This is a genomic window from Candidatus Contendobacter odensis Run_B_J11, from assembly GCF_000531125.1.
Lineage (GTDB): Bacteria > Pseudomonadota > Gammaproteobacteria > Competibacterales > Competibacteraceae > Contendibacter > Contendibacter odensensis.
The window spans coordinates 1-9,114 of the sequence record NZ_CBTK010000074.1 but is presented as its reverse complement, the minus strand read 5'-3'; the positions used below and the strand labels follow the sequence as shown (position 1 = coordinate 9,114).

General features: G+C 55.2%; 9 protein-coding genes. 8 read left to right on the top strand and 1 reads right to left on the bottom strand.

What is annotated here, in order from left to right; all coding sequences use genetic code 11:
- Together BN874_RS06370 and BN874_RS06365 are read left to right on the top strand one after the other, a co-directional pair.
- The coding region (locus tag BN874_RS06370; RefSeq protein WP_195912119.1) for a YihY/virulence factor BrkB family protein at positions 1-353 on the top strand (353 nt) is incomplete at its 5' end.
- Between the two features lie 107 nt (positions 354-460).
- On the top strand, positions 461-1,588 hold the full coding sequence (locus BN874_RS06365; RefSeq protein ID WP_081756189.1) for an AI-2E family transporter: 1,128 nt from the start codon (positions 461-463) through the stop codon (positions 1,586-1,588).
- A 764-nt stretch (positions 1,589-2,352) separates the two neighbouring features.
- Here BN874_RS06365 and BN874_RS22270 read toward each other — a convergent pair.
- A complete protein-coding gene (locus BN874_RS22270; protein ID WP_051497499.1) occupies positions 2,353-2,967 on the bottom strand; it encodes an Lcl C-terminal domain-containing protein in 615 nt (204 codons plus the stop codon).
- 491 nt (positions 2,968-3,458) lie between these two features.
- Here BN874_RS22270 and BN874_RS06355 point away from each other — a divergent pair, with 491 nt between their 5' ends.
- The 6 genes from BN874_RS06355 to BN874_RS06330 all read left to right on the top strand — a co-directional run bounded on the left by BN874_RS06355 (position 3,459) and on the right by BN874_RS06330 (position 8,496).
- A complete protein-coding gene (locus tag BN874_RS06355) occupies positions 3,459-3,716 on the top strand; it encodes a hypothetical protein (protein WP_034431581.1) in 258 nt (85 codons plus the stop codon).
- 49 nt (positions 3,717-3,765) lie between these two features.
- Positions 3,766-5,094 (top strand): ferredoxin reductase family protein, encoded by a 1,329-nt coding sequence (locus tag BN874_RS06350; protein WP_034431580.1) that lies wholly within the window; start codon positions 3,766-3,768, stop codon positions 5,092-5,094.
- Between the two features lie 170 nt (positions 5,095-5,264).
- Positions 5,265-6,224, top strand: coding sequence for an alpha/beta hydrolase (locus BN874_RS06345; RefSeq protein WP_034431579.1), 960 nt, complete (start codon positions 5,265-5,267; stop codon positions 6,222-6,224).
- 57 nt (positions 6,225-6,281) lie between these two features.
- Positions 6,282-7,598, top strand: a complete 1,317-nt coding sequence (locus tag BN874_RS06340) for a cation:proton antiporter (RefSeq protein WP_034431578.1) — start codon at positions 6,282-6,284, stop codon at positions 7,596-7,598.
- Between the two features lie 103 nt (positions 7,599-7,701).
- Complete coding sequence (locus tag BN874_RS22265) at positions 7,702-8,184, top strand: septal ring lytic transglycosylase RlpA family protein (protein WP_230314350.1); 483 nt, start codon at positions 7,702-7,704, stop codon at positions 8,182-8,184.
- Positions 8,185-8,286: 102 nt separating this feature from the next.
- Complete coding sequence (locus BN874_RS06330) at positions 8,287-8,496, top strand: hypothetical protein (RefSeq protein ID WP_154724769.1); 210 nt, start codon at positions 8,287-8,289, stop codon at positions 8,494-8,496.
- The last annotated feature ends 618 nt before the right edge of the window (positions 8,497-9,114 follow it).

The window sequence follows — 9,114 nt, the reverse complement described above, 5'->3', positions numbered from 1 at the left end:
TTGCCCTGATTTACAAGATCATGCCGCGCGTGCGCATTCGCTGGGACGAAGTCTGGATAGGCGCCGCCCTCACGTCCCTGTTATTTACCATCGGTAACTTTTTGATCGGTCTGTATATCGGCAGAAGCGGAGTGACCAGCGGTTTTGGCGCGGCGGGTTCGCTGGTGGCTCTGCTGGTTTGGGTTTATTACTCCGCCCAGATCTTTCTGCTGGGGGCGGAATTTACCTGGGCCTACTCGCATATCTTCGGCTCGCGTAAGCACCAGCCCGCGCCACGCGATTTGGCCAAGGCTTTGGATGAAAGTGGCGCCGATACACTTCAATCGAGCAGCGAAATCGCAAAAACGGCGTAGGGGAAAAGCCCTTCCCGTAGTCAGCCTGTAGCAGGCCAATCCGGGGACTCTATGGGTTAAGCTGACACATAGCTCCACCCACAACCGGTCGAGGTCACTGGACTCTGATGGATGAACCCGTTTCAAGCGTTCCGATTCTGGAATTTTCCAGCCGGTCCGAGGCCAACGCTGGGCTGAGCCAAAACCGTATCGACCGATGGGCTGGCATCGCCCTCGTCACCGTCTTGGTGATGGGTTGTTTCGCCATCCTGCGCCCTTTTCTTTCCGCCCTCCTGTGGGCGGTGATCCTGTCCTTTTCTACTTGGCCGGTTTATCGCCGGATCGAACGGGCCGTCAGAGGAAGGAAAGGATTGGCTGCCGGACTGATGGTAGGGCTGGTCGCGGCAGTGCTGATCGGACCGTTGGTGTTCCTCGGAGTCGGTTTGGCGGAAGATGTGACCACGCTGATCGGAATGGTGCGGCAACTCCTCAGTCAAGGGCCGCCTGCTCCCCCCGCATGGGTAGTGAAGCTGCCGGTTGTGGGTTCTGGCCTCCACGACCGATGGCAAGCGATGGCGGGTAGCGGCGCTAAACTGACTGCTGAGCTGGTGCACTATCTCATTCCTCTGCGAGACTGGGCGCTGGGCCGTGCGGCCGGCCTCGGCGGCGGCATCCTGTCTCTCAGCCTTAGCGTGTTCATTGCATTTTTTTTCTACCGGGACGGCGAGGCACTCTCGGAAAGGCTGAAAGCAGTATTCAATCGAGTCGGTGGAAAGCAGGCCCCTGGGTTAATTCGTATCGCCGGAGATACTATCAACAGCGTGGTCTACGGCATTATTGGCACCGCACTGGCTCAGGGATTCTTAGCCGGCGCGGGGTTTTTAATCGCGGGCGTACCCGGCGCTCTGTTGCTCGGCGTGCTGACGTGCATTCTTTCGCTGATTCCCGTCGGGCCACCGCTGATCTGGGCGCCTTCCGCCCTCTGGCTGTTCCAGAACGGCGAGACGGGGTGGGCTATGTTTCTCGCGCTCTGGGGGTTTTTAGTGGTGAGCACCGTCGATAATGTCCTGAAGCCTTACTTCATCAGCCAGGGGAGTCGCCTGCCCTTCATCCTGGTGTTTCTCGGCGTGCTGGGTGGCGTGCTGGCCTTTGGCATCCTCGGTATTTTTCTGGGTCCAACCTTGCTGGCTATCGCCTACGTCTTGTTCCAGGAATGGAGTTCCCGAAAGCAAGAATCAAAGATCGAACTTCCCTGAACCCCTATTTCGAACCATTTTGGCGATCACAGGCAACAGCTTAACTTTCAGGTTTTTAAGGGATTTCTTGATCCGATGGGTATTCCATCCGGACGGCTAAAGAAAAAAGTTACATTCGGTGGGAGCGAACAGTAAGGTTAGGCAAATTTTGATCTCAACTAGCAATACCCTATGTTCGTTATAGAACATACGTCTCTGAAGGGAAATGGTAATCTCCCTACTAATGGTAATACCAGATGCTCTGAAATATATAGCAGGACGTGTGCAGTTGGCTGATCGCTAACAGCCCGCATTGCATGACCGTCCTTGAAGGTGATGACTGGAGGTTTTAATGACCGTTCGATTAGAAACATCAATCAATTTACTAATAAGCCGCGCTGCATCTTTTTTGGTTCAGTGCTATCCACAACCGGACTCTGTGCCCGTTTATACGGTATGCGCGTCATGCAAAATAGAAGTGTCCAATATACCGATTACCGATGAGAGCGGAGTAAGGCGTTCCTACCATTGTCGGCAGTGTGGCGAGGTCGCAACTATTCGATCCGCAGTGAAAAATCCGGCGCGGGAAATCGAAGAACCTAAGACGAAGTGCTCTTACTGTGGTCATCCAGAGTCGGCGCATTCCATCGGATGCCATCGGCCTCAATACGAGAGTGCAGAGTTATTCGAATTTCCTCTGGCTTCAAGGCTGACTTACTGAGAACCATTCATCAAGATTCTCGCGAGAATCTTGATGAATCCCATTAGGAATAGGATGAAATCCATCATGGCGCAGCCCAAAACAACCCGTTGGCTACTTTTGCCTGTTCGATGAGGATATTAGCCTGTTGCCGCACCGGCCAGACATAGAGGATGAAGGTCGCGCCGCCCGCATACCGGTTGCCGTCGGTGAGGTTAACCCCCCAGGCACCGTTGGCGCCAAGCGCAAACGTTGTGGACGACCAATAGTAATGGGACTGGACGCGGGTGAAGGGATGGCCGGCAGGTAGCGCGGGGTTGCTTACGCCATGATCAATGAGCGATTGCAATTCCTTACGGTTGGGCAAGCGCCATTGGCTGGCGGTGGAACCGTCGGTAAGACCGCAACTGCCATTATCCAGCGCTGCCGTCCAAGCGAGAGCATTATCCCAAGCCAAAACCCCCGCTGATTTGTTGACCCCACCGACCGTTTCCGTGCAATTGGCGTTCTTTAGCCAAATCACCCCGGTAAGGTGGTCGGTCACCGTGCCGTTATCGTTGTCGGTGAAGCGGGTCGCCGCCGAAGGAATGTTCGTCGGCGCGGCGGACAGTTCGAGAGCGGTCAGTCCGCTGCTCAGGCCCAGCAGCAGGGCGGCTAGGGTGGGAAGGTTGCGCAGCGAAGAGTGCGGGCAAGAATTCATGGGTCAGTCTCCAAAACAAGGGGATGAGAAAAATCAGTGGCGAGGTTTATGCTGTGTTTGACCCCTCACGGTCATTAGGTTTTCTCTTCTAGCCCACTCTAAAATTTCACCCGCGTAAAATACGGCGAAATTACCCGAAGGTTATTAACGGCTGGCTGGAAGTGTCCGCCGGAGAGAGTAAGGTGCGCGCCAGTTTCAATACCGCTCAGTATTCTGAACCCGCATGGCTGGCATTACGAAAAGCAACCTTACTATTACCCTACAAGAAGCGTCTGTGCTGTAGCGCGCATACGTTTTCATAAGGCTCAGTACAGAGTCGATACCCCAGAATCCAAACCGCCTTACGGCGAGCGCGCCAAGCCGGCGCGGGTGGTGGTTCAGCAAACCATCAGCTATGTGCGTTAGAACACAGACATTTTCCATAGGGGTAATAATAATGGGCGTTTTCCGCCCTCACCTGAAACGCAGCAAACCCACCGAAGGGAAATAAAATGGATAAGCAAATTTTTTCAGCCCGTAGCGTTATGAAAATCCTGAATCTTTCCGCAACATCTGAAATGGCCGCCGCCATTGAATCGGCGGTATCACGTGGAATTATGACCACCGACACCGACTTCGCCACTGGCGCAAGTTGGTGGCGGAACGCAGAGGGCTTCCTGTTTGCCACTCATGCGATGTCCGTAGTCCCTGAGTCGCGTCGTGTCGAACTCCAATGGAAAGAGGGCGAAGGCTATCGCGCCGCTGCGTAGACCTTGGGGCTTTTTTGCCGACGCGATCCGTTAAAGGAATGTTGACACCGTGAAAGAAATCAAGATCAGCTACCTCGTGTTGCTGGCGCTGCTGTCCGTGTTATGGCTGGTCGCAGACGCCGTATTGACGAACTCCTCTGCGTTCTTCCCTTTTCGCGCATCAATGGTCAACTACACCGGCATCCTCGGCATGGGCGTGATGAGCGTCGGCATGATTTTGTCAGCGCGTCCGGTACGCCTTGAGCCGCTTCTGGGCGGGCTGGACAAAATGTACCGGCTGCACAAATGGCTGGGGATCACGGGGCTGGTGATCGTAATCCTGCATTGGTCATGGGTGAAAGTACCCAAGTGGATGGTCGGCTGGGGGTGGCTCGAACGCCCGGTTCGCGCCCCGGCCTCCGAGCAGCCCCTTGCCCTGTTCCGGTTCTTTCAGAGCCAGCGCGGTCTGGCTGAAGATGTGGGCGAGTGGGCGTTCTACGCGGCGGTGGCGCTGATCGTTCTGGCGCTGATCAAGCGCTTTCCGTACCGCTATTTCTTTAAGACTCATCGCCTGCTGGCGATGGTGTACCTGGTTCTGGTCTTTCATTCGCTGGTGTTGATGAAGTTCAGCTACTGGGGTGAAGTGATCGGGCCGTTTATAGCCGTTTTGATGCTGGCCGGAACCGTGGCTGCGCTGGTCTCTTTGTTCCGCACCGTCGGACACGACCGCCGTGCCGTTGGCCTCATCGAGCGACTTATTCACTACCCAGACAACCGGGTGATCAACGTCAGCGTGATGTTGAAAGACCCATGGCCCGGACATGAGGCCGGGCAGTTTGCGTTCGTCACCTTTGATCCGCACGAAGGCCCCCATCCCTTCACCCTCTCCTCGGCTTGGGCCGGTGACGGCAAGCTGAGTTTTGACATTAAAGGCATCGGCGACTACACGGATACCCTCCCGGCTACCTTGAAGGTGGGCGATGGGGTCAAAGTGGAAGGTCCTTACGGCCAGTTTGACTTCTCCAGCAGCAAGCCCTGCCAAATCTGGGTCGCCGGCGGCATCGGTATCACGCCGTTCATTGCGCGAATGAGGGCGTTGGCGGAAGGAGAGCGCCGCCAGGCGATCACCCTGTTTTATAGCACCCGGATGCCGGATGAGGAATTCATCAGCAACATCCGTGCGTTGGCAGACCGGGCGAAGGTTCAACTGCGCCTGCTGGTGACCACGAAAGACGGCCCGCTGAATGCGGAGCGTTTATGTCAGTGGGTGTCTGAATGGAAAGACGCCGACCTCTGGTTCTGTGGGCCGTCGAGTTTTGGCCGCGCCTTGCGCCAGAACCTGGTTGCGAAAGGTTTGGCTACGGAGGATTTCCATTTTGAGTTGTTCGACATGAGATAGGCGGCCAAGGTTAAGCAAGCGGGGAAGATTATGGCTATATGCAAAACGATTGACCCACTAAGAATGGGTTGAGTAACAGCCTATGGTTCGGCCCACGCAATGAACTCTCGCTATCACAGAAAAAATTTACGGGAGGATTTCTTTTGGAGACCCAATGGAGGACATGAAAGATGTCAGTCACTATTCAGCTTGAACCGGAAGCTCAGGAATTCGTCAAGGCCACTGCGAATCCGCCGTATCTCTTCGACCTGGGTCCAGAGAAGGGACGTGCAGCCGTCGATGAGGTTCAATCGGGTCCAGTCAGTACACTCCCGGTTGAGATCGAGGATCGAACGATCCCGGGCGGCCCTGACGGCTCGGTTTCTGTGAGGATTTTGCGCCCGCAAAGTGCGCCCGCGCTCCTCCCCGTCATCGTGTACTTACATGGGGCGGGGTGGGTATTCGGCAATGCGCACACGCATGACCGACTGATCCGGGAGCTTGCCGTCGGCGCGCAGGCGGCGGTGGTGTTCCCGAACTACAGCCTGTCGCCGGAGGCTCAGTACCCCACCGCGATTAAGGAAAGCTACGCGGTCGTCAAGTGGGTTGCAGAGAACGGGCGTGAACAGAGCCTGGACCCGGAGCGCCTTGCGGTGGCGGGCGACAGTGTCGGAGCCAACCTGGCTACGGTCGTCACGCTGATGGCAAAAGAGCGCGGCGGTCCCAGGATCCGGCAGCAGTTGCTCTTCTACCCGGTCACTGATGCGTCTTTCGATACCGAGTCGTACCATCGCTTCGCCACGGGATATTTTCTTCGCCGCGATGCAATGATGTGGTTCTGGGATCAGTACACGGCGGATCCAAACGCGCGAAAACAGATTACGGCTTCTCCACTGCGCGCGACCCTCGAACAACTGCGTGGCCTCCCGCCAGCCTTGGTCATCACCGCCGAAGCCGACGTGCTACGCGACGAAGGAGAGGCGTATGCCAATAAGCTCCGGGCAGCGGGGGTACCCGTCACCGCCGTGCGCTTCCAAGGGATCATTCACGACTTCGTGATGCTCAACGCCCTTGCGAACACTGCCGCCACCCGCGGCGCCATCGCTCTCGCCAACCACTGGCTGCGCCAGGGCTTTGCTGCGCAGCCATGAACTCAGTTCCCAGGTGGCAATGCTCAGATCGCATGGGTAGCGACTGAGCCGTATACGATGTTCTTCGCGATCTGGACCCTGATTATCGGCGCACTGCTGATCACCATGGCTTTGTCGAGCACGTTGCTGAAACGGCTGCCCTTAAGTACCGCCATGCTGTATCTGGCCGTGGGTTACGGGCTGGGTCCCGCTGGATTGGCCCTTATGGCGCCCGATCCGCTGATCTACACCGTTCTGCTGGAAAGAATGGCTGAAGTAGCGGTGCTGATCTCGCTGTTTGCGGTCGGTCTGAAACTCGGTCTGCCCCTGTCGAACCGGGGCTGGCGTCTGCCGGTGCGCCTAGCCACCGTTTCGATGACGCTAACGGTGGCGCTCATTGCCGCCATCGGGGTGATAGACCTCGGCCTTTCTTTGGGTGCGGCGATCCTGCTCGGAGCGATCCTTGCGCCCACCGATCCGGTTCTGGCCTCCGATGTCCAGGTTGAAGAGGCGAAGGATCGTGATCAGTTGCGCTTTAGCCTGACGGGCGAAGGCGCCTTGAACGATGGCGCCGCTTTTCCGTTTGTGATGCTCGGCCTGGGTCTGCTGGGTCTGCATGACCTGGGTACAGAAGGCTGGCGCTGGTTTGCAGTGGACGTGTTCTGGGCGATTGCCGGCGGTCTGGGGATCGGTGGGGCGCTGGGTACGCTCATCGGGAGGCTGGTGGTCTATCTGCGGAGCCGCCACAAGGAATCGGTCGGTTTCGATGAGTTTCTGGCGCTGGGCCTGATCGCATTGACCTACGGGTTTGCAGTGCTCAGCCACACCTATGGTTTTCTGGCTGTTTTTGCTGCGGGCCTCGCCTTGCAGCGGGTGAAAGAACAGCCTGAGGAAGTCTCCCATTCAACTAATCGGGAAACCGATCTTCAGAGCAAGCAGGCTCATGCGGAGTTGGCCACCCATTCGGAATTTGCCAGCGCCTATATGATGCAAGAGGTGCAAGGCTTCAATGAGCACTTGGAGCGGATCGCGGAGGTCGCGATTGTTCTGGTGGTCGGCGCGATGCTCCCCTTCATCGATCTCCCCGCCAGCGCCGCTGAGTTTCTATTGCTGTTCTTTCTGGTAGTGCGTCCCCTGTCGGTATGGTTTGGATTGATCGGAGCGCCTATATCGCACGATCAACGCATTCTCATCTCCTGGTTCGGCATCCGTGGAATCGGCTCGATCTATTATTTGATGTACGCGATTAATCAGGGTCTGCCCCGCCCTTTAGCCGAGAAAATCATTGCCCTCACCCTAACCACAGTGGCTGTCTCCATCGTGCTGCACGGGATCTCGGTGACTCCGTTAATGAATCTCTATGCGCGAAGGAAGGCAAAACATTCCAGCCGGTGACAGGAAGGCTCGTTTAATCGGTATGTGTGTTACAGCACAGACGCTCTCCATGGAGTAATGGTAGTTTTTTCCATAATACCAGTGATCCCGTGGGGATTGAGTCATGATAGCGCTGAGCATTGTAATGTCCCGCCGCAACCCTTTTGTTGGTTTCTCGCGAGTTGTTTTGATAGGCGCCTTGGCGCTTTCTGGTTGCACCTCGGGAAATTCAGTGGAACCCGGCAAAGGGAGTGCGGCTTCCGCCCCATCGAGCCACAAGCAGGTGGGCAAAGCATCTTGGTATGGCCCTGGATTTCAAGGCGAGGAGACCGCTAATGGCGAGACCTTTGATCAAAAAAAAATGACTGCGGCCCATCCCAGTTTACCAATGGGGACCAAGGCTGAAGTGACTAACCTTGAAAATGGCAAAAAGGTCGAGGTCAGGATCAATGACCGGGGGCCTTATGTGGGGAATCGGGCCATCGATCTGTCTCGCGCAGCCGCTAAAAAGCTGGATATGGAAGAGGACGGCACCACCAAGGTCAAGATTGAGGCTAGTCCCAACCAGAAGGCAGATTCTGACGGCAAGGCTAGCAAGACAGAATAGGAAGCAAACCGTGCCACGGAGTTTCGATCTGTACTTTGAGGAGAGGTGGCTATCGTCTAAATGAATTTGCTGAATTTTGCTCAATCGATAGGAGTCATTCGCATGAACGATCACACCCAGCAGGTAGTCGACATCAATACGTTAATTGGTGAACTCAATAGCCTTGCCACTTTAGGCTTTATCCCTGTTGACAACGAGGTATTTGGTACGGAATTGGAACGCCAACACTTGATGGCGACTCTTTGTCTTGCGGCTAAGGTCATTGAAGAACAGCAGGAAAGAATACGGATTATGAAGACCGGCGCGATTTAGTTCCGCCTGATAGTTGATGATAATAATGGGGGATTATCATCAGCGTAGGTTCCCTTGATTGCCTATTTTTTCGTATGGGTGTTAACCTGTGTTATGCAGATTCTGCCTAGCGCCTTATTTTCTAATTCTGTTTAGTCAACGGTTAGGTGTCTCGCCGTGCCACACTTCTCGCTAGGAGACACACCATTCCGCCGAAACTATTACGATTCGCCACCACTCTGTTGGTCGCGCAACTCTTGGGTCTCGCTTTCGCCCATGTTCTTGAACAACCTGCAAAAATGCAGTACGACGCTGCGCTGTACATCACACTGCAGAAGTCGCTGTATGTTAATTGGGGTCCGCCATATATCCTCCTGTAAATTTTCCTGTGATCTGAACTACTGGTATTAGGCGAGAGCAATGCGCTTCGCTCAGCAAGATCAATTGGTTAGATAAAGTCCACGATCTAGTCCATACCGCGAACCCTCGCCATCACAGGAAAATTTACGGCTCTTTGGGAATTGCAGGGGTATAAATTCTGTTTAAAAACAGAATGTTGTCGATCATAAACCACTTTTTATGCCTCAATAAATTCGGAGTCAATTGCGGTAACTCTATGATTTTTGGTGGGCATACAAA